General features: G+C 47.1%; 12 protein-coding genes. 3 read left to right on the top strand and 9 right to left on the bottom strand.

Annotation, left to right across the window (positions count from 1 at the left end):
- Positions 1-69: 69 nt before the first annotated feature.
- The 8 genes from btuF to gltB (AACR75_RS01725) all read right to left on the bottom strand — a co-directional run bounded on the left by btuF (position 70) and on the right by gltB (AACR75_RS01725) (position 15692).
- Positions 70-894: a vitamin B12 ABC transporter substrate-binding protein BtuF gene (gene btuF / locus AACR75_RS01690; protein ID WP_047691573.1), complete on the bottom strand. Its 825-nt coding sequence runs from the start codon at positions 892-894 to the stop codon at positions 70-72.
- Positions 895-1848: a cobalamin biosynthesis family protein gene (locus tag AACR75_RS01695; RefSeq protein ID WP_047691575.1), complete on the bottom strand. Its 954-nt coding sequence runs from the start codon at positions 1846-1848 to the stop codon at positions 895-897.
- A gap of 17 nt (positions 1849-1865) precedes the next feature.
- Complete coding sequence (gene mtnN, locus AACR75_RS01700) at positions 1866-2561, bottom strand: 5'-methylthioadenosine/S-adenosylhomocysteine nucleosidase (protein WP_047691577.1); 696 nt, start codon at positions 2559-2561, stop codon at positions 1866-1868.
- Positions 2562-2801: 240 nt separating this feature from the next.
- The gene (locus AACR75_RS01705; RefSeq protein WP_081244961.1) at positions 2802-3227 is read right to left on the bottom strand and encodes a DUF1499 domain-containing protein; all 426 of its coding nucleotides are present in this window, start codon (positions 3225-3227) and stop codon (positions 2802-2804) included.
- Positions 3228-3367: 140 nt separating this feature from the next.
- Positions 3368-4780 carry an FAD-dependent oxidoreductase gene (locus AACR75_RS01710; protein ID WP_047691579.1) on the bottom strand — a complete coding sequence of 471 codons (1413 nt, stop codon included), beginning with the start codon at positions 4778-4780 and terminating at the stop codon, positions 3368-3370.
- An 18-nt stretch (positions 4781-4798) separates the two neighbouring features.
- Entirely contained in the window at positions 4799-9262 is a 4464-nt protein-coding gene (gltB, locus tag AACR75_RS01715; protein ID WP_047691581.1) for a glutamate synthase large subunit, read from the bottom strand.
- A 412-nt stretch (positions 9263-9674) separates the two neighbouring features.
- Positions 9675-11144: a glutamate synthase subunit beta gene (locus tag AACR75_RS01720; protein WP_013856103.1), complete on the bottom strand. Its 1470-nt coding sequence runs from the start codon at positions 11142-11144 to the stop codon at positions 9675-9677.
- Positions 11145-15692, bottom strand: a complete 4548-nt coding sequence (gltB, locus tag AACR75_RS01725) for a glutamate synthase large subunit (protein ID WP_047691583.1) — start codon at positions 15690-15692, stop codon at positions 11145-11147. It lies immediately after the preceding gene.
- A gap of 538 nt (positions 15693-16230) precedes the next feature.
- On the opposite strand from gltB (AACR75_RS01725), the gene AACR75_RS01730 reads away from it, so the two are divergent.
- The 3 genes from AACR75_RS01730 (at position 16231) to AACR75_RS01740 (ending at position 20056) form a co-directional block, all read left to right on the top strand.
- Positions 16231-17166 (top strand): TIGR01212 family radical SAM protein, encoded by a 936-nt coding sequence (locus AACR75_RS01730; RefSeq protein WP_047691586.1) that lies wholly within the window; start codon positions 16231-16233, stop codon positions 17164-17166.
- Positions 17167-17265: 99 nt separating this feature from the next.
- Positions 17266-19605: an aerobic respiration two-component sensor histidine kinase ArcB gene (gene arcB, locus AACR75_RS01735; protein WP_047691589.1), complete on the top strand. Its 2340-nt coding sequence runs from the start codon at positions 17266-17268 to the stop codon at positions 19603-19605.
- Positions 19606-19609: 4 nt separating this feature from the next.
- On the top strand, positions 19610-20056 hold the full coding sequence (locus tag AACR75_RS01740; protein ID WP_013856107.1) for a hypothetical protein: 447 nt from the start codon (positions 19610-19612) through the stop codon (positions 20054-20056).
- A gap of 92 nt (positions 20057-20148) precedes the next feature.
- Here AACR75_RS01740 and arcA read toward each other — a convergent pair whose 3' ends face one another.
- Entirely contained in the window at positions 20149-20865 is a 717-nt protein-coding gene (gene arcA / locus AACR75_RS01745; protein WP_013856108.1) for a two-component system response regulator ArcA, read from the bottom strand.
- Positions 20866-21108: the final 243 nt, after the last annotated feature.

The raw sequence follows: 21108 nt of genomic DNA on the forward strand, positions 1-21108 counted from the left end.
TGGGTTCTCTTTAGTCGTTAATGGAACAAAATTCGGGCAGGAATTGTACGAGATTTTATTACGCAAGCGTTAGCGTTTTTGGCGAACGACGGAAAAGTACTCACACACTTCTTCTATCGCTTGCAGTGTTCTGGGCGTTGGTCGATTTAACCAATCTGAGGTCAATGCCCACACAAACCCGTTTTGTACAGCGGGTAGTTGCTGTTGCCACTTTTGCCACATCGTGCCATTTTTTATCGCATGTTCAGAGGTGAAAATTACATCAGGTTTAGCCAGCAGCACTTGCTCAATCCCAACTTGAGGGTAGGGGGATGCGCTGTTGGCAAAAATATTTTCGCCGCCACAAAATTCAAAGACCTCACTGGGCCAACTGCCTTTGGCCAGTGTGATGATCGGTTTTTCACTGAGTTGATAGAAATAACGAACTTTACTTTGGCTGCCATAACTCTGTTTCAGAGTGATGAGTGATTGACGAAAATCACGCGCCGCTTGCTGGCCGATACTCGGATCATCGGCAAATTGGCTAAGTGCTTCAATATTATTGGCAATGTCATCGAGTTTTTGAGTTTTTGTCGTATAAATCGTCAGTCCTAACTGCTCTAATTTATCGAGCTCCTTCGCCGGATTACCTGCAGGCCAAGCAATCACTAAATCCGGTTTTAGGGTAAGAATGCGTTCTATATTCAACCCTTGGTAATTGGCCACTTTTTCGAGTTTGAGTGCTTGTGCTGGGTAGTCACTGTACTCGCTGACGGCCACCAATTTATCACCAAGGCCAGCCGCAAAGGCCAATTCCGTGGCATGAGGGGCTAAGCTAATGATGCGTTTAACTTGCGCTTGAACTGGAAAAGCCACGCACAGCGTGACGACAACATTGAGAAACAGTAAACGCATCTAAAATCCTTGATGGACGAGCAGCAGTATCACGCTCTCTAATGCTATCCACGCGAAAATACGCCAAGCTAACAGTTTTTGGATTTGCGCAAGGTGGAAGGCTGATGGGGCGATACGTCCGCCTATTTTTACGCGCAGGGCTTTTTTATCACCGTAGATAGCTGGGCCACCTAAGGCCAGTGATAGTTTATTGCCGACGGCGGTTAACAGCCATGCAGGCCCCGGGAGTGGCCATAAGCGGCTTTGTTGTAACATGGCTGAGAAGGTGTTTGATGCGTTGCGACCAATGATAATCAATAGGCTAAATAGGCGCAGTGGCACAAAGTCAAGCACAGCCAGCAAGCGTACCGATGGAATACCAAAAGGATGAAACGCCGCTCGCGAAGGCGCCCAAGCTCTGGCGAGTTCAGCGATGAGACGGTACATCAACGCGCCAATACCGCCAAGACAGGCGTACCAAAACAGCACCGCGATCACGTTGCGCCCATAGCCAATAATGACGGTTTCAGCCCCCGCCTTACCTAACCCCAGCGCTGACAAGCTATCGGTTTCACGATTCACAAAAGGGGCAAGCACGCTGCGAGCGTATTTTTTGTCTTCTTTACTGAGTGCGCCGATAAGCTGATTGGCTAATAACTCTTGGCTACGCCAATCAAATGCGAGTAATAGTAGCGCTAAATCAAATAGTTGAGGTTGCCATACCAAAGGTTTTAACGCGACTAAGGTGACCCATGCGGGGAGGCACATCAATAGCCAAGCCAGTGTGCCGGAAAGTAGGCTTTGTGAATAACTGCTACTGGTATTGACTTTATCCGCTAATATTTCCGCAAATTTTCGCCACAAAGTGACGGGATGAGCGTTACGCGGGATGGGTAAAATAAGATGAAAGGCAACCGCTCCCCACATCACGAGGAGCGTACCGTTGGCATACAAGTAGGTGATTAACTCGTCCATGTTGAGTCTGTCACTGCTTACTTAAGCAGTTCGACCATCTTCATCACCATTTCTGATGAGCTTTGTGCGGCAAGCGGTAAAAATTCATCAAAGGACATCGGAGACGCTTTGTCGGCTACATCTGAAATGGCGCGAACGACCACAAAAGGCACTTTGAATTGGTGGCAAGTTTGTGCAATTGCTGAAGCTTCCATCTCAACCGCAATCACTGTTGGGAAGTGTTGGCGAATAAAGCTTTGACGCTCAGCGGTACAAACGAAAGCATCTCCGGTACAAATCAGGCCGCGTACCGCGTGCTTATCTTTGATGTGTGTGAGTGCTTGTTCTGCAACGCGGATCAAAGCATCATCCGCTTTGAAAGCGGCTGGTTGACCTGCCATTTGCCCCATTTCATAGCCAAATGCTGTTACATCGGCATCATGGTGACGAACTTCGCTTGAAATGACTACATCACCCATGGTTAAGCTTGAATCAAAACCACCTGCAGAACCGGTGTTAATCACTACATCTGGTTGGTATTCATTAAGTAAAAGAGTGGTGCCAATGGCTGCGGCGACTTTACCAATGCCAGATTGTAGCAGCACCACATCCACCCCATGGATTTGACCTGAAAAATAGGTGCAGCCCGCTTTGCTGACTTCTTGAACATTGTCGATTGCGTTTTTTAATATCGCGACTTCTTGCTCCATCGCGCCAATAATGCCGATTTTCATGAGGTTTCTCTTATTCGGTTAGTAGTAAATATTCGGTTAATAGTAAATATCTGGTGAATATGCCCTTCCTACTTGAAGCCGCAGCGGTGTTGGCTACGTTCGTTCACCCCAATCACATAGTTTGCCTATGCTCATAGGGACTCACTCACTTGCCGCCTACCTGCAACTCCAAGTTGTTTGGGTATAGCTAAATTGGCCGAAGTTTAGCACGAAACTTTCCGCCAGTGCGATATCGAGCAACTATTCAATCAAGCCTGCTTTGGTGAGGTTTTCTCGCAGTGTTTCTGCTCGCTTACGATTGACGCCCATATCTGAATAACCAATGCGCGATTCAGATCGTACGATTAAACGGCCGTTCTCTATCTTAAGTTCAAGATCATCCACAAATCGCCAAATACGACTGGTGCATTCAATGCGGAGATAATTGTCCTCTTTCACCGCCGTTTTAGAGCGAGGAATAGAAAGCGCAACCGCTTCAATTTTATCTAAAGAGACGCCTGTTTTGAGGATAAAGGGAGAGAGCGAGAACGCGTTACGCTCATCTTGAGTTGAAACGCAATTCGGTTTATTTCCGCAAGGGGTCGCAGTGCGATCGGTCATAGTTGTCACTCCTTGGCTGCAAGCGGTTAGTGTGGCAAACATCAGTAAACTTAGTACTACGCGCATGATAGTCCTTATCAAATGAATCCTCATTACCAATCGCCAAAATACAAGCAAGCTGCAGTGTCGATGGTTGAAGGAAAATGGCCTAAGAAAAAAGGATTCACGTTACCATGAATCCTTCAAGGATATTAAGCAGTTAAGGCTTAAAGACCTAAGTAGTCAAGTATTCCTTCTGCGGCTTTGCGCCCTTCGTCAATGGCCGTGACGACCAGATCGGAGCCGCGCACGGCATCCCCACCAGCAAAAATTTTTTCATTACTGGTTTGGTACTGGAACGATTGCTGCGACGCGGCCTTAATGCGTCCCCATTGATCAAGTTCAACACCGAATGGCTCAAGCCATGGCATGGCATGTGGCTGAAAACCAAACGCCATAATGACGGCATCGGCTGCCAACACATGTTCGCTACCCGTAACGGGCTCGGGCTTGCGACGCCCAGCCGCGTCAGGCTCCCCCAAGGCGGTTTGCACCACTTTAACGCCACTCACTTGGCCTTGTTCATTGACCTCAATGGCGAGCGGTTGCAGGTTGAACATAAATTCTACGCCTTCTTCTTTGGCATTTTTCACTTCTCGGCGTGAACCCGGCATGTTCTCTTCATCGCGTCGGTAGGCACAAATCACTTTGGCGGCATGTTGGCGAATGGAAGTACGCACGCAATCCATCGCAGTGTCTCCGCCTCCAAGTACCACGACTTTTTTGCCCGCCATATCAATAAATGGTTGGGGTGATTCCAAACCCATCACTTTATAAGTATTTGACACCAAGAAGGGTAGAGCATCGTAAACACCGTTTGCCTCTTCATTTTCTAGCCCTGCGCGCATGTTTTGGTAAGTCCCTACACCGAGAAAAACCGCATCATATTCATTAAGCAGCGTTTGCAGTGTGATGTCTTTACCTACTTCGATGTTGAGCTGAAATTCGACGCCCATCTCACTGAAAATGCGGCGGCGGTTTTCCATTACGCCTTTTTCAAGTTTGAAAGAGGGAATACCAAAGGTTAGCAAACCACCAATTTCAGGATAGCGATCAAACACCACGGGCTTTACTCCGTTGCGCACTAAAATATCGGCTGCGGCTAGGCCTGCTGGGCCTGCACCAATGATCGCTACTTTCTTATCCGTCCACTCCACGTGTGACATGTCTGGTTTCCAGCCCATCTCAAACGCTTTGTCGTTAATGTATTTTTCGATGTTACCTATGGTGACCGCACCAAAGTTATTGTTTAGGGTACAAGAACCTTCACAGAGGCGATCTTGTGGGCAGACTCGCCCACACACTTCGGGCAAGCTGTTGGTTTGGTGCGATAGTTCAGCGGCTTCAATAATGCGCCCTTCGTTGGCCAGTTTTAGCCATTGCGGAATGTAGTTGTGTACTGGGCATTTCCATTCGCAGTAAGGGTTGCCGCAATCTAAGCAGCGATCCGCTTGAGCGGTCGCTTGCTGTTTAGTAAAGGGTTCGTAAATTTCGACGAACTCGATTTTGCGAATAGTGAGCGGCTTTTTTGCCGGATCAACTCGATTCACATCAATAAATTGGTATACGTTCTGGCTCATTAATCTGGCTCCTTCCAATTATTGCGCTTGAACGCGAAGTTCGGCGGCACTGCGGCTTTGATGGCCGAGTAGGGTTTGCAGATCCGCCGCTTGGGGTTTGATGAGATAGAACTTTGGAATCCATTCATCAAAGTTCGCTAAGATCTGTTCAGCATGCACCGACCCCGTCTCTTCCAAATGCTCGGCAATTAAACCACGTAAATGTTCTTGGTGAATGTAGAGATCTTGCAATGAAATAGCCTCTACTGATTCACTGTTGACTCGACCTTGGAAATCACCGTTTTCATCCATGACGTAAGCAAAGCCGCCCGTCATACCCGCGCCAAAGTTAACGCCTGTTGCGCCCAAAATGGCGACGATTCCGCCGGTCATGTATTCGCAAGCGTTATCACCAGCGCCTTCGATAACTGTGATAGTGCCAGAGTTACGCACACCAAAACGCTCTCCCGCTTTGCCAGCCGCAAACAGCTTGCCGCCCGTTGCGCCATATAAACAGGTGTTGCCGATGATCGTAGCGTCGTTGCAGTTAAAAGCGGTACCAAGGTGGGGTTTGATGACCAGCTTTCCGCCTGCCATCCCTTTACCAACATAGTCATTGGCATCACCAGTAAGGTAAAGCTCAACACCACCCGCGTTCCATACACCAAATGACTGACCTGCTGTGCCATCGAGATAAATTTTAATCGGCGAGGCGGCTACGCCTTGGTTACCATAACGTTTGGCGATTTCACCAGATAGGCGAGCACCGAGCGAGCGGTCAGTATTCTGTACGTTATAATACAAGCTGATCGATTGTTGTGCTTCAACTGCCGCTAAAGCGTCATCGACAAATTGTTGGTTAAGTTGTCCTTTATCAAACGGTGTATTGGGTTGAGTCCAGTAAAGCGGATGACCCTGAGCGGATACTGGCGCTTCCAATAAACCGGATAAGTCCAATTTGCTTTGCTTAGCGGTCATCCCTTCAAGTACTTCCAGTAAATCGGTGCGGCCAATCAGATCGGTGAGCTTTTCAACGCCCAACTGCGCCAAGTAACCACGGACTTCGTCGGCAAGACCGATGAAATAGTTCATCACCATCTCAGGTAAGCCTTTGAAATACTCTTTACGCAGCGTTTCATCTTGCGTTGCTACGCCTGTCGCACAGTTATTAAGGTGGCAAATCCGTAAGAATTTACAGCCCATCGCGACCATAGGAGCTGTGCCAAAACCGAAGCTTTCGGCACCTAAAATCGCGCCTTTAATCACGTCCAGTCCTGTTTTTAGACCACCGTCAACTTGAAGTCGAATTTTGTGGCGCAGGCCGTTTGCGACTAACGCTTGTTGGGTTTCAGCAAGGCCGAGTTCCCAAGGGCTACCAGCGTATTTTACCGAGGTGAGTGGGCTAGCCGCTGTACCGCCGTCATAACCGGAAATAGTGATAAGGTCGGCGTAGGCTTTGGCAACGCCAGTGGCAATGGTACCAACGCCCGGCTCTGAAACCAATTTGACCGAAACCAAAGCTTTTGGGTTAACTTGTTTGAGATCGAAAATCAGCTGGGCTAAATCTTCAATCGAATAAATATCATGGTGTGGCGGTGGCGAAATTAAGGTCACGCCTTGCACTGAATAGCGCAACTTGGCAATTTCTGCGGTCACTTTATGGCCGGGAAGTTGGCCACCTTCACCCGGCTTCGCTCCTTGCGCCACTTTAATTTGCAGTACGTCAGCATTGGTGAGGTAATGCGGAGTCACGCCAAAACGCCCTGATGCGACCTGCTTAATACGGGAGTTACGTTCAGTGCCAAAACGGCGTGGATCTTCTCCACCTTCACCAGAGTTGGAGTAGCCGCCTAAGCGGTTCATTGCGGTCGCTAACGCTTCATGAGCTTCTGGGCTTAAGGCGCCAATCGACATCGCCGCAGAATCAAAACGTTTAAATAGCTCCGTACTGGGTTCGATTTTTTCCAGTGCTAGCGGTGTCGCTGATTTTTTTAAGCGCAGTAAATCGCGTAGCATCGCGACGGGGCGTGCGTTGACCTGCTGGGCAAAGCTTTGGTAATCGGCGCTTTCACCTGATTTAACTGCGGCTTGTAAGGTACCAACCACATCTGGGTTATAGGCATGGTATTCACCACCATGCACGTATTTTAATAAGCCACCTTGTTCGAGCGTTTTACGTTTGGTCCACGCTTTGCGCGCTAAATTAAATAGATCTTGTTGGAAGTCTTCGAAGTTAGCACCTTGAATGCGCGTGGTGACGCCTTTAAAACACAACTGAACTACGTCGCTATGTAGGCCAACCGCTTCAAACAGCTGCGAGCAGCGATAAGAGGCAACGGTTGAAATTCCCATTTTCGACATGATTTTCAATAAACCTTTGTCGATACCGTACCGGTAGTTTTGCATCACCTCGCGATAGCTTTTTTCCAACGTGCCATCATCAATCATTTTGCCGAGCGTTTCGTAGGCCAAGTAAGGGTAGACGGCGGTTGCGCCAAAGCCGATTAAGACTGCAAATTGATGAGGGTCACGTGCGGTGGCGGTTTCGATAATGATGTTTGCATCGCAGCGTAAATTGGCTTCGACTAAGCGAGTGTGTACTGCGCCCACTGCCATTGCCGCTGGGATCGGCAGTTTATCTTTATGCAAAGCGCGGTCAGACAATACGATCAATACCGATCCTTGGCGTACGGCCTCCTCTGCTTGTTGGCAAAGTTCGAGCAAAGCTTGCTTGAGATCCTTATGCTGTGGATCGTAATTGATGTCTAAAATGGTATTGCGATAGTGTTTGTCGCTGAGATCCAATAGCTGTTGCATGTCGGAATAGAGCAAGATAGGTGAATCAAAGGTAACACGATAAGCGTGACCATCGGTTTCACAGAACACGTTCATCTCTTGGCCGATGCTGGTGGCTAGTGACATCACGTGCTTTTCACGCAGTGGATCGATAGGCGGGTTCGTAACTTGGGCAAATTTTTGGCGGAAATAATCGGTAACCAAGCGCTCTTTCGAAGAGAGCACCGCCATCGGCGTATCATCACCCATTGATCCCACCGCTTCTTGGCCTACATCTCCCAGTACGCGCAGTACTTGATCAATCTCTTCGTTGCTCATTGCAAACTGTTTTTGATAGGTTTTCAGCTCGTCATTGTCAAAGCTGCGCTCGCCCACCAAATCGTCACTGAGTTCAGAAAATGGCGTTAATCGGTGGACGTTATTTTTCATCCACTCGCCATAAGGGTGGCGGCTTTTGAGATCGTTATCAATTTCACTAGATTGCCACAATTTCCCATGACGGGTGTCGATCACCAGCAGTTCACCGGGCCCAACGCGGCCTTTTTCAGCCACTTCATCGGGCGCGTAATCCCAAATTCCGACTTCAGAGGCGAGGGTGATGAGTTTATCTTTGGTGATCACATAACGCGCAGGGCGAAGGCCATTGCGATCAAGGTTACAAGCAGCATAACGGCCATCCGATAACACAATGCCAGCTGGGCCATCCCATGGCTCCATGTGTTTTGAGTTAAAGTCGTAAAAGGCACGAAGGTCTGGGTCCATATCAGGGTGATTTTGCCACGCCGGCGGCACTAACATACGCATGGCACGGAAAATATCCATTCCCCCCGCTAAAAACAGATCGAGCATGTTGTCTAAGCTTGATGAATCGGAACCTGTTTCATTGACAAATGGCGCGGCGGTTTGCAGATCCGGTAGTAGGGGAGAGGCAAATTTGTAAGCCCGTGCTCGCGCCCATTGACGGTTCCCTTCGATAGTATTGATTTCACCATTGTGCGCTAAGTAGCGGAACGGCTGTGCCAGTGGCCAACGTGGCTGAGTATTGGTTGAAAAGCGCTGGTGGAACAAGCAAATGGCTGATTCCATCCGTAGATCAGCTAGGTCAAGATAAAAGCGCGGTAGGTCTGCAGGCATGCACAAGCCTTTGTAAACAATGACTTGAGTCGATAGTGAGCAAATATAGAAATCACGATCTTCGGTGATCTGTTTTTCAATGCGACGGCGAGCAATGTAAAGGCGTCGTTCAATGTCTCGTTCACGCCAACCCGCTGGAGCACTAATAAAGACTTGTTGAATATCAGGCACGGATTCGGCAGCAATGGGGCCAAGTACAGATTGGTTTGTTGGTACGGTTCGCCAACCTGTCACAGTGAGTGTTTCTTGCGCCAGTTCTTTGTTGATAATATCGCGCGCTGATTGCGCTTTGACCGGATCTTGGCTGAAGAAAATCATACCAATCGCATACTGTTTGGCGAGCTTCCAGCCTTTTTCTTCAGCGATGAGTCGTAGGTAACTATCTGGTTTTTGTAGTAATAGACCACAGCCATCACCGGTTTTACCATCGGCTGCGATGCCGCCACGGTGGGTCATGCGATCTAATGCTGAAATCGCGGTTCTGACTAATTTATGGCTGGTTTGGCCTTCCATGTGGGCGATCAAACCAAATCCACAGTTGTCTTTCTCTAAACTTGGATCATATAGAGCCATTGCAATTCTCCCTTTGCTTCTCTGTCATCCAGACAGTAAATGACTAACTATTCTATTTTTGTTGTTTTAAGTGGGTAATTATGCGTTCATTCTCAATTTAAATTTTAACAAAAATGATTATTTTAATTTTCACTGACTTCACAACCTATAGCTTATGGTGCAAAAGGTCAAGTTGTTGGTGAAAAATCATGTTGCAATGGGATTTACCACCTAATCATCTAGATTAATATAATATATTCAATGAGATAGAATTTTTGTTGTTACAGTTTGTTAACGTGGGTAATCTCATGGAATAAGAATTAGCCATAAAAAAGGCCAGCATTAAATGCTGGCCAAAAAGTAGAACGTTGGAAGGAATCATCGCTGCTTAGCGCTCTGGATCACCTTGAACCAGCGCAAAGAGCGCGAGGCACTAGGCTGAAAGCATCAATGAGTCGGCTTTTGCTTCTAAGTTGGTGTTGCCCATCAAGTAAGCGTCGATCTCGCGTGCGCATTCGCGCCCTTCATTGATACAACGTACGACTAACGATTGTCCTGTGCGCATATCACCTGCAGCGAAAACACCTTTTTGGTTGGTCGCAAAACCTTGTGTTGCCACATTACCACGCTCATCTAACTTGATATCAAGCTGAGCAAGTACACCATGTGGTTCTGGATGTAAAAAGCCCATAGCAAGGAAAGCCATATCACACGCAATAATACGTTCACTGCCCGCGACTTCATCAAAGTTCGGGCGCTCACCCGGTTTTGCATCTTGCCAAACGATATCAGCAACACGTAGCCCCGTGACTTGACCTTGCTCGTTGCCGAGGAACTCTTTGGTTAGAATATTCCAATGACGTTCGCAGCCCTCTTCGTGGGAGGTTGAGGTGCGCAAAATCATTGGATATTGCGGCCAAGGCATGTTGGCTGGGCGTTTATTGGCTGGGATCGGCATGATTTCAACTTGCGTTATGCTTGCGGCGCCGTGTCGGTTTGAGGTTCCGACACAGTCAGAACCAGTATCACCACCACCAATCACCACCACATGTTTACCCTTAGCGTGGATCTCATCAGTTTTAAGATCCATGTTATTCGCGCGGCGGTTATTTTGTGCCAGAAACTCCATCGCAAAATGAACCCCTTTTAACTCGCGCCCCGGAATCGGCAGGTTACGAGGCACGGTAGAGCCACCAGTAAGCAAGATGACATCAAACTCTTGGCGCAGTTGCTGTGCGTTGATATCAACACCGATATGTGCGTTTACTTCAAACTTGACGCCCGCTTCTGCCATCAAATTGATTTTGCGATCAATAACGTCCATACCCAGTTTGAAATCCGGAATGCCAAAACGCAGCAGGCCGCCGACTTTTTCATCACGTTCAAACACAGTAACTGAGTGACCCGCGCTGTTCAACTGCTCAGCTGCGGCCAAACCTGCCGGGCCAGATCCAATGATAGCGATGGTTTTTCCAGTACGAGAACGCGGCTTTTTCGCTTTGGCATAGCCTTCGCGATAAGCCGTTTCCACGATGGTTTTTTCGATATTACAGATAGTAATGGGATCTTGGTTGATCCCGAGTACGCACGAACTTTCGCAAGGTGCAGGGCACACGCGACCAGTAAACTCGGGGAAGTTATTGGTTGAGCTTAAGATCTTCCAAGCTTCTTCCCAGCTATCACGATAAACGGCATCGTTAAATTCAGGAATAATGTTACCGATAGGGCAACCGTTATGGCAAAACGGTACTCCGCAGTCCATGCAACGAGACGCTTGAGTATTAATTTTGCTACCAAACTCTTCGTTGAGGACAAACTCTTGGTTGTTTTGAATGCGAACCGTTGGATCGAGCTTTTTTGGCAGCTCGCGGCCATGTTCTAAAAATCCAGTAGGTTTACCCATTTATACGGCCTCCACTTCTTCCGTTTGTACTTGCGCAGCTGCAACCTTGCGTTTTTGAAGAACCGCTTTGTAGTCACGCGGCATCACTTTTACCATTTGGGTAAGGTTTGCTTCAAAATTATCAAGGAATAACTGAGCCACTTCACTTCCTGTGAACTGAACATGCTTGTTGAGCATCTCACGTAGCAGATCGGTATCTTCTTGTTGCAGTGGGTCGAGATCAACCAATTCAGCGTTAAGCTTAGTTTCGAAGTCTCCATGTCGATTCCACACGTAGGCTACACCGCCGCTCATACCAGCCGCAAAGTTACGTCCTGTCGAACCTAGGATCACTGCGACGCCACCTGTCATGTATTCACAGCCGTGATCGCCGATACCCTCTACGACTACTTTAGCTCCTGAGTTACGCACGCAGAAACGTTCTCCAGCAAGGCCGCGAATATAGGATTCACCAGAAGTTGCGCCATAGAAACAGACGTTACCCACCACGATATTATCTTGCGCAATGATGGTTGAGCGCGTGTCAGGGTAGAGCACTAACGTACCGCCAGATAAACCTTTGCCCCAATAATCGTTGGCATCACCTTCCACTTCAAACGTTACACCTTTAGCAAGGAATGCACCGAATGATTGGCCTGCAGAGCCGTTGAATTTAACTTTCATTGGCTGAGGTAGACCTTGGTCTTTGTATACCTTCGATATTTCGTTCGACAGCATAGTACCTGTGCTACGGTCAGTGTTGACGATAGGGAAGACTGCGTTAACCGCTTCGCCTTTCTCAAGCGCGGGGTTGGCTACTTGAATTAGCTGACGATCTAGCACGTTTTCTAGATGATGATTTTGTTTGGTTTGGCAATAAACACCATCTTCTGCACGAGGCTCTTGAATGTACAACACTGGTGACAAATCGAGGTTTTTGTATTTCCAGTGGTTGATGTTGTCACGCACTTTCAGTTTATGCGATTGGCCAACCATTTCATCGATAGTACGGAAACCCAGTTCAGCCATGATTTCACGTAAGCCTTGCGCCATATATTGGAAGAAGGTGACCACATCGTCTACGCGGCCATCAAAGCGCTCACGCAAGGTTTTGTTCTGTGTCGCAATCCCTACTGGGCAGGTGTTTTTATGACACTTACGCATCATGATACACCCTTCAACCACTAGCGCAGCGGTGGCAATCCCCCACTCTTCCGCGCCTAACAATGTCGCCATTGCAAGGTCACGTGGTGTTTTCATCTGACCGTCACTTTGCACCACAATGCGATTACGCAGGCCATTTTTAAGCAAGGTTTGGTGCGTTTCAGCAAGGCCGAGCTCCCAAGGTAAGCCTGTGTGACGAATCGAAGACATCGGTGATGCACCCGTGCCGCCATCATAGCCAGCAATTAATACCACATCCGCTTTGGCTTTAGCCACACCAGAGGCGATAGTACCAACCCCGGCTTCGGAAACTAATTTCACGTTGACGCGGCCGGTACGGTTCGCGTTTTTCAAATCAAAGATCAGTTGCGCCAAATCTTCGATCGAATAGATATCGTGATGTGGTGGTGGTGAAATAAGACCGACTCCCGGAGTCGAGTGGCGTGTCGCACCGATCCAATCATCGACTTTATCACCCGGCAGTTGCCCACCTTCACCTGGTTTCGCGCCTTGAGCCATTTTGATCTGTAGTTCATCGGCATTGGTGAGGTAGTAGGAGGTCACGCCAAAACGACCAGAAGCGACCTGTTTAATTGCAGAGCGTTCCCAATCGCCATTTTCTTTGCGTTCAAAGCGTGCTGGATCTTCACCGCCTTCACCCGAGTTGGATTTCGCGCCAATACGGTTCATCGCCACGGCTAACGTTGAGTGCGCTTCGTAGGAGATTGAACCAAACGACATGGCACCGGTTGCGAAGCGTTTTAAAATACGTTCAATCGGTTCCACTTCCTCAATGGGAATCGAACCGGCTGGATTTTTAACAAAATCAAGCTGGCTACGCAGCGTGGCAGCGTTGTCGCCTTGGTCATCTACCGCTTTCGCGTATTGCTTGAACTGCACATAATCTTTGTTGCGTGTTGATTGTTGCAGCAACGAAATCGTCTCTGGGTTAAACAGGTGTTTTTCGCCACGCTGTTTCCACTGATAAACGCCGCCCACATCCAACACTTGCACTGGAACTTCGCGAGTCGGGTAGCCCACGCGATGGCGAACTAACACCTCTTTTGCGATGTCATCAATGGTCAAACCTTGGATGCGCGATACAGTGCCAGTGAAGTACTTATCTACCACTGATTTGCTGATGCCCAACGCTTCAAAAATTTGCGCACCGTGGTAAGACTGCAGTGTGGAAATGCCCATTTTGGAGAAGATCTTCAGTAGCCCGCCGTTGATGCCTTTGCGGTAATTGTCAAACAGATCTTTCGCTGCAATGGTCGGGTCGAGTTTTTTGACTCGTTGTAAATCGATAATAGTTTCAATGACTAAATACGGGTTAACCGCATTTGCGCCATAGCCAATCAATGTCGCAAAGTGGTGCGTTTCACGTGCGTCGCCGGTTTCTACCACTATGTCACATTTCGCTCGTAAGCCTTTACGGATCAGGTGGTGATGAACTGCACCGACAGCGAGCATTGCAGGGATCGCCGCATGGTTTGAGTTTACCGCGCGGTCGGTCAATAAAATAATCGAGTAACCATCGATAACCGCATCTTCTGCATATTGGCAAATGCGTTTCAGCGCGCGTTCCAATTTGCCTTGATCTTCACTGGCTTGAAATACGATATCTAAGGTTTTCGCTTGCAGATGTTCGTTATCAATAGCGCGCAGTTTCTCAAGCTCAGAGTTGGAAAGAACCGGAGATTCCAATTCGACTTTTAAGCAGTGCAGGGGGGTCTCTGTCAGTAAGTTCTGATCTTTACCGAGGTAAGTATTGAGCGACATCACCATTCTTTCACGGATCGGGTCGATCGGTGGGTTGGTGACCTGAGCAAACAGTTGCTTAAAGTAGTTGGAGAGATGCTGTGATTGATGCGAAAGCACTGCTAGAGGCCAGTCTGCACCCATAGCCGAAAGCGGTTCATAACCGGTTTTTGCCAAAGGAAGAATGATTTCATTCACCTCTTCTGAGCTGACGCCAAACGATTGTTGGCGGGACATTAGACGCTCAGGAGCAGGTTGGCTGTACTGGTTGCTCGCTTCAGGCAGTTTTTTCAAGCTGAGGAGGTTCTCTTCAACCCATTTGGCGTAGGGCTGCGCATTCGCAATGCTGTCTTTCACTTCCTCATCAGAAATGATGCGTCCTTGCTCTAAATCAGCGACAAAGATACGTCCGGGCTGTAAACGGCCGCGGTATTCCACGTTCTCTGGTGCAATTTCAACCACGCCAGATTCAGAAGCCATGATCAGAAAATCATCTTTAGTCACGGTATAACGTGATGGGCGCAGGCCGTTACGGTCCAGTGTTGCGCCAACTTGTACACCATCAGTAAAACATACTGATGCTGGGCCATCCCACGGTTCCATGACGTTAGCATGGTATTGGTAAAATGCGCGGCGGGTTGGATCCATATTTTTATTTTCTTGCCACGCTTCAGGGATCATCATCATCAGGGCGTGTGGCAGGCTGCGGCCAGACAGAACCAGTAACTCTAATGCCATATCGAAGTTGGCGGAATCTGAACTGCCTTCTTGGCAAATTGGCAGCAGCATGTCGATTTCAGCTTGTGTAAACAAATCTGATTCGAGGATCGCTTCGCGCGCTTTCATCCAGTTTAAATTGCCGCGAACTGTGTTGATTTCGCCGTTGTGCGCAATGTAACGGAAAGGCTGAGCTAAGCGCCATTTAGGGAATGTATTGGTCGAAAAACGAGAATGCACCAGCGCCAGCGCGGTCACCATGGTCGGATTTTGTAGATCAAGGAAGTACTGTGGTACTTGCTCTGTGGTGAGCTGACCTTTATACACCAAGGTTTTGTAAGACATGGAGTTGATGTAAAAATCATCACCAATGTTGGACACGCTTTCTAAGCAGACTCGAACGGTGTAATTACGCAGAACGTACAATTTACGCTCTAATTCTGCGGGGGTGGTACTTGGGCCACCGGAGATGAAAACGTGCTCAAATTGAGGCTCAGTGCTAAGTGGGTCTGCGCCAATCATGGAGTTATCGGTTGGCAAAACGCGATAACCCAGTACTTCTAAATCGAGTCTCTTGGCGTTGCGTTCTAAAATATCACGACACTGGGCGCGTTTGTGCTCATCTCTTGGAAACAGCACCACGCCGACGCCGTACTTTTCAAACGAAGGCAGTTTTAAGCCAAGTTTAACGGTCTCTTCAAGTAAAAACTCATGGGGTTTTTGTAATAAGATACCTGCGCCATCACCAGAACATGGGTCACAGCCTTGGCCACCACGGTGTTCCATACGAGCAAGCATGTCTAAAGCTTGAGTCACTACTTGGTGAGACTTACGGTTTTTCAGGTGGGCAACAAAACCGATACCACAAGCGTCATGCTCCAATTCAGGAGTATATAGACCTCGTGAATCCTGCTCTCTATCTACCATAGATACATCCTTCCAGTTCAATTTAGACGCACGTGTGCTAAGGCATACTTAGCGATGCGACTTGTCCTTTAATTGTTATCAATCTAAACCTGCCTGTGTTGGCGGGTTCGAATCCTTTCCGTCTCTCGCCGGAAAAATATGGCGAGAAAAACATTCCTTAGTGATATTCAATTTATTTATGCCACTTGCTAGTGGTTTGTATAGGAGGGGTGCGAATATCACCGATTTTTCCACAACTATTTATGTAAGGAATATCACAAAAAATAGGGCGGATGTGTAAGTATCCTACAATTTTGTTTATAGGAATTCCAACGAAAACTCATTTTAGTCGCCCATTTTTTTCGTTAAAAATGCATGTACCGTTTAACATTGGTGCAACATTAAGCAAATAACGCTATTTTTATGAATGTTTATTGATTTTTGTTAGGTTGGAGAGTGTTTGATACGGCTACTCTTTGTGAATTTATTTTGCAGGGATGTAATTTAGTTACATAAATCTAACTGAGATTCATTACTATCTATAAGCGGTATTTCTTCAATGCAATTACATCAACTGGTTAACACGATCGGCCAAGATCTGCAGCGCCGTTATGGCGAAAAAGTTCACAAGCTGACCCTGCATGGTGGTTTTAGCTGTCCGAATCGAGATGGCACGATTGGGCGAGGTGGTTGCACCTTCTGTAATGTCGCTTCTTTTGCTGATGAAGAAACACAAGCCCAAAGTATTGAGCAGCAATTGACAGAACGCGCTGGTGAAATCAAACGTGCCAAAAAATATCTCGCGTATTTTCAAGCTTATACCAGTACCTATGCGGAAGTGCAGGTGTTGAAAAATATGTATCAGCAAGCGCTTCAATCGGCTGACATTGTTGGGTTATGCGTTGGCACTCGGCCTGATTGTGTACCCGATGCTGTGCTCGATTTATTGGCCGATTATGTGCGACAAGGTTTTGAAATTTGGCTCGAACTGGGTTTGCAAACCGCCAATAATCAAACGCTCAAACGGATCAACCGTGGTCATGATTTTGAATGTTATGCGTTGATCACTGAGCGCGCTCGAGCCTTGGGGATCAAAGTATGCACGCATCTCATTGTGGGGCTACCTAAAGAAACGCGTACCGATAATCTTCAAACCTTAAAGCAAGTCTTAACGGTAGGCACTGATGGTATCAAGTTACATGGGTTGCATATTGTTGAAGGCAGTACGATGGCCAAAGCGTGGCGAGCAGGAAAATTACAAGCGCCAACGTTAGAAGAGTATGTTTCCATTGCGAGTGAATTGATTCAAATGACGCCACCTGAGATCATTTATCACCGAGTCTCGTCAGCCGCCCGGCGGCCGACCCTGCTTGCGCCACTGTGGTGTGAAAATCGTTGGCTTGCGATGACCGAAATAGGTCGAGCACTTAATCAAGGTGGCGCACAAGGCTCACGCTTAAGTCGACCGTTTGTCTATGCGCTTCCAAACAGCTAAAGATTCAAGCAATTTCGCAAATCCTTGTGATTAACTTGGCTGACGAATCGACGTTAAACGCGTTAGACTAGTGGCACTGTTATTACATGGAAGTGTTTAATGAAACCCATGAAAAACCTTGCCCAGTACTATGTCGACCTATTGGTCAAACTGGGCATTCTCCGTTTCTCCATTCTTCTAGCGCTCGCTTTAGTGGCCTTGGCAGTGGTGGTGCAAGTTGGTATCACGTTGGTGCTCAATGGTTATGTTGATGATATCGACATCGTTCGTTCCGTCTTTTTTGGTTTATTGATCACGCCTTGGGCGGTCTATTTTCTTTCAGTGGTGGTCGATCAGTTAGAAGAGTCACGTCAACGCCTCTCGAAGTTGGTTTCTAAGCTCAAAGACATGCGCTCACGCGATCAAGAACTCAATTATAAGCTTCAGCAAAATATCGAAAAACTCAACCAAGAAATTGAAGAGCGAATTAAGGCAGAGGAAGCGCGTGAAGAGGCGATGGCCGATTTAGAAAATGAGGTCTATCAACGCGAAAAAACGCAGCTTGAATTGGCAGAAAGAACCGCCTTATTGCGCTCTTTTATCGATGCCTCTCCTGATCTGATTTACTACCGTAATGCGAACGGCGTTTTTTCTGGCTGCAACCGAGCGATGGAAGAGCTAACGGGCAAGCGTGAGCATCAGTTGGTTGGGTTAACTCCGTGGGATGTCTATAGCAAAGAAGTCGCGCAACAGATCGTTGAAACTGACGAAAAAGTGTTTGCTGACAATCAAGCCATCACTTATGAGCAGTGGCTTGAATACCCTGATGGTCGCAAAAACTATTTTGAACTGCGCAAAGTCCCTTTTTATAGCAAAGATGGCCGCCACTTAGGGTTGGTGGGCTTTGGGCGAGACATTACCGAACGTAAACGCAATCAAGAGTCTTTGGAAAAAGCGAGCCGGGATAAAACCACTTTTATTTCGACCATCAGCCACGAATTGCGCACACCACTCAACGGTATCGTTGGTTTGAGCCGCATGTTGCTCGATAGCCCCATGACCCCAGAACAGCGTAAGTACATGCAGACCATTAATGTCAGTGCCATTACGTTAGGTAATATCTTCAACGATATCATTGATATGGATAAGTTTGACCGCCGGAAACTAGAGCTACTGCCAGCGCCGTTGAATTTTGAAGAATTTGTTGCTGAAATTGAAAGCATCTCGGCGTTGATGGCAGAGCAAAAAGGGCTTAGGTTTGATCTCGAACGGCTCAGTGATTTACCTGTTGCGATTGAAGTGGATGCTACGCGCTTGCGTCAGGTATTGTGGAACCTGATAAGCAATGCGATGAAATTTACCAAAGAAGGTGGCGTCGTCATGACGGTCTGCGCTGACATTGAGGATAAGTTTGCGCGCATTACCATGGAAGTTGAAGACACAGGCATTGGTATACCGGAAGCTGAACTCGATAAAATCTTCGCCATGTATTACCAAGTTAAATCGGGTAAGGACAATTTACACGCTGTTGGCACGGGGATTGGCTTAGCGGTATCTCGTCAGTTAATCAACTTGATGGATGGTGATATTTCTGTGAGCAGTGAAGAAGGTTTTGGTAGCACCTTCACCGTTTCAATTCGTGTGCCTTTGGCACAAGATGCCCAATTCAAACCAACGTTACCCGTTCCTCAAAAAAGTTTAGCCATTTTTATGGTTGAAGATATTGAGCTCAATATTACAGTTGCTCGTTCTTTGCTAGAAAGTTTAGGACACACGGTTACCGTCGCTATGACAGGTGAAGAAGCCAAACAAAAATTTGTGCCGCAAAAGTACGATCTGGTTTTCCTCGACATTCAACTGCCAGACATGACCGGGTTTGATGTCGCTGCGTTTTATCGAGAAACTTATGATAACCTTCCGCCACTTGTTGCATTGACCGCCAACGTATTGAAAAATAAAGCTGAATATCTAGAGAAAGGGATGGATGACGCGATCAGTAAACCATTGTCAGTACTGGCGATTCAAGAGGTGATTGCAAAATTCACCCATAGTGAGGCGATTCAACTTGCCGACGCTAAGGTTAAGGCTGCCTCAGAAGAACACAGTGAGTTGAACACGCATTTGCTCGATCTTGAAATGCTTGAGTCTTATATCGATATTGTTGGCCCGAAACCTGTGCTGGAAAGTATCCAAATGTTCGAGCAGATGATGCCCAGTTACGTTGAAGTGCTAGATTCCAATATGGTAGCAAAAGATCAAGCAGGCATTGTTTCAGAAGCACACAAAATCAAGGGTGCTGCGGGTTCAATTGGTTTGAAACACATCCAAAACGTTGCACAAAAGGCACAGTCGCCAGAGCTACCTGCTTGGTGGGAAAATATTGGTGACTGGATAGATGAAATTAAAAATGGGTATCAACACGATATTCAAGTCTTGAAACAATGGTTAACTCAAAGGTAATGGTATGAAAAAAATCGGGTTGGCTTCATTAGTCATGGCGCTACTATCTGGCTGTAGTTCACCGCAAGTGAATTGGCTGCAGGACAGCAGTGCCGTGATATCAAATATCACCATTGGGTTGAAAAGTAACCTTTGGATCAATCAAATGCCTACAGCTAATGAGAGCGAAATACCTCTTGTGCATGGGACATTAAGATTGGATTCGTCGGCAATATTACCTGCCAATTTAACGATCGATGCGTTGATGGTCCAGCAAAGGGATAAAAATTGGCTGGTGGGCAGTGAATCGTTAGATTTACGGACTCAAAGTGAAGATCAATGGGAAGTTGTGTTTGAATGGCCGATGCAGCTTAATGTGGATAAGCCCGTTAATGTAGCTTTGCAATTGAGCGATGGTACAACAGCGCAGTGGCTTATCGAAAAGAGCGTCTTCATCGACAAAGTCTATTAGATTTATAGAACGGCTCCACGCGCAGTAGTCAGCCATGAAAAAAGCCCTTTAACCTGAGGTTAAAGGGCTTCTAACTATCTGGGGGTAGACGCTTAGTCTTCTAGATCACCACAGAAGCGGTAGCCTTCGCCATGAATTGTGGCGATGATCTCTGGCGTACCTGATACTGATTCAAAGTGTTTACGGATACGACGAATCGTCACATCTACTGTTCTGTCGTGTGGTTTCAATTCACGGCCAGTCATCTTTTTAAGCAAATCTGCGCGAGTTTGGATTTTTCCTGGGTTCTCACAGAAGTGCAGTAAAGCGCGGAATTCTGAGCGAGGAAGCTTGTAGCCTTCACCATCCGGATTCACTAAAGAGCGGCTATTGATATCCAATACCCAACCGTTGAACTCATATTTTTCCACACTGCGTTTCTCTTCTTGAGTCGTATTGGTATTCATTGAACGACCTAGAAGATTACGAGCACGAATCGTCAGTTCACGTGGGTTAAATGGTTTGGTGATGTAGTCATCAGCCCCGATCTCTAAACCGAGGATTTTATCAACTTCATTATCACGACCAGTCAAAAACATCAGTGCAACATTAGCCTGTTCACGAAGCTCACGAGCTAACAGAAGGCCGTTTTTACCTGGTAAATTGATGTCCATAATGACCAAGTTAATGGGGTTATCAGACAGCACATGGTGCATCTCTTCACCGTTACTGGCCTCAAAAACAGCGTATCCCTCTGCTTCAAAAATACTCTTAAGAGTGTTACGAGTTACTTGCTCATCTTCAACGATAAGAATCTGCGGGGTTTGCATTGGCGGTACCTAAACTTGTGAAAAAATTGTGCTAATAGAATTAATTGTAGGCAAAAAATTGCAACATACAGGTAATCTGCTGCCGATAATAAACTAAAGTTTTGAAAAAAACACTTACTTCAGTTGCCCGCCGTCCTTAGGCATATCTTGCATTGAGGTCTCCATACCCTCGGTGTTCTACTAGTCTTTAAGGCGGATTCTATAATGTTAACAGCATGCTAACAACGGCAGAATGTTAATTCC

The organism is Vibrio sp. ZOR0018 (assembly GCF_963865925.1).
Taxonomy (GTDB): domain Bacteria; phylum Pseudomonadota; class Gammaproteobacteria; order Enterobacterales; family Vibrionaceae; genus Vibrio; species Vibrio anguillarum.